This is a genomic window from Streptomyces zinciresistens K42, from assembly GCF_000225525.1.
Classification (GTDB): domain Bacteria; phylum Actinomycetota; class Actinomycetes; order Streptomycetales; family Streptomycetaceae; genus Streptomyces; species Streptomyces zinciresistens.
In genome coordinates, this window is record NZ_AGBF01000430.1 from 1 (window position 1) to 1,612 (window position 1,612).

Here is a 1,612-nt window from a genome sequence, read left to right on the forward strand (position 1 = left end):
GCGGCGACGGTGTCGTCGCCGAAGACCTCTCCCCAGCGTCCGAACGGCTTGTTGCTGGTCACGATCACGGACGCGCGTTCGTAGCGGCCGGAGATCAGCTGGAAGAACAGGTTCGCCGCTTCCGGTTCGAACGGGATGTAGCCGACCTCGTCGATCACCAGAACGGGGACGCGCGCGAGGCGCAGGAGCTCGTCCTGGAGCCTGCCGGTGGTGTGGGCGGCGGCCAGGCGATCGACCCACTGGGAGGCGGTGGCGAACGCGACGCGGTGTCCGGCCTGGCAGGCACGGATGCCCAGGGCGATGGCCAGGTGCGTCTTGCCGGTACCCGGCGGGCCGAGGAAGACCACGTTCTCCTTGCCGGTGATGAAGTCCAGGGTGCCCAGATGGGCCACCGCCTCCCGTTTCAGCCCGCGCAGGTGATGGAAGTCGAACTCCTCCAGGGTCTTGCGGGCGGGGAAACGGGCTGCACGGATGCGGCCTTCTCCGCCGTGGGACTCACGGGCGGCGACCTCGCGCTGCAGGCAGGCGGCCAGGTACTCCTGATGCGTCCAGGACTCCGCGGTGGCGCGTTCGGCGAGCCGGTCGGCAGCGTCCAGCAGGGCCGGTGCTTTCAGCGCACGGCTGAGGAAGGCCAGTTCGGCGGCGATGTCCCGGGATGTGGTGGTGCGGGTGGCCATGGCTTCACTCCTGTCCTCCGCCGCCCTCGATCAGATGGAAGACACGGTCGTAGGCCGGCAGATCCGGCTGTGCGACCTCCACCGCCGCGGAGGCGGCCCCGCTTTGGCGGTACTGGCGGCGCATCGCCGTGGCGGCTTCGGCGTGGTCGGGGTCGGTCAGCGTCTGGTGGCGGGCCCAGCAGCGGGCATGCTCGGCGACCAGCCGGCCGTCCAGATGAGCCCGCACCGTCTCGGTGTCCGCCTCGATCCGCACGATCCGGCCGATCGCAGCCGGGGCGACGGAGTAGTCGCAGGTGTCCAGGCGGATGTAGTGGTCCCTGCCGATCCGCACCGAGGTCTGCCACCAGCGCGGCGGCGAGGTCGGCGGCAGCGGCAGCATCGCGGCCCGGTCGGCCTCCCACCGCTCGGCCGGACGGGCCTCCAGAGTGCGATGCACCCGCCGGTTGGCGACCTCAAGCCATCCGGCCAGCTGCGTGTTGAAGTCGGCCGGGGACGTGAACACCCTGCCGGGCAGGAACGACGTCTCCAGGTAGCCGTTGGCCCGCTCGACCAGCCCCTTGGCCTCCGGGTCGCGGGGCCGGCAAAGGATCACCTTGCAGGCCAGCAGCCCGGCCAGGGCCGCGAACTCGTGACCGAGCACGGCCCGCCCCTCCCGGCGGCGTCCGACGGCCGCCTCGTTGTCCCAGACCAGTGCCCGAGGCACCGCGTTCCAGCCGGACAGCAGGTCCCAGTGCCCGCTCACGAGGTCGGCGGCCTGCCGCGACGGCAGCATCCGCGCCGTGATGACCCGGGAATAGCCGGCCACCATCACCAGCACCGGCGGGCGCCCGGTCTGCCCGAACCCCAGCGGGATGTCCACGGGCGGGAACCACAGATCACACTGGGCCAGCTCGCCGGGCTGATACGCCGTCCGCGAGACGGGGTCCGCCGGCAGA

At 71.8% G+C, this 1,612-nt stretch carries 2 protein-coding genes; both read right to left on the reverse strand.

Annotation, left to right across the window (positions count from 1 at the left end):
- Window positions 1–677 (reverse strand): IS21-like element helper ATPase IstB (istB, locus tag SZN_RS37010; RefSeq protein WP_007506477.1); only part of this gene is annotated, 677 nt, incomplete at its 3' end.
- A gap of 4 nt (window positions 678–681) precedes the next feature.
- Window positions 682–1,612: Mu transposase domain-containing protein (locus tag SZN_RS37015; protein ID WP_043735482.1), on the reverse strand; the 931-nt coding region annotated here is incomplete at its 5' end.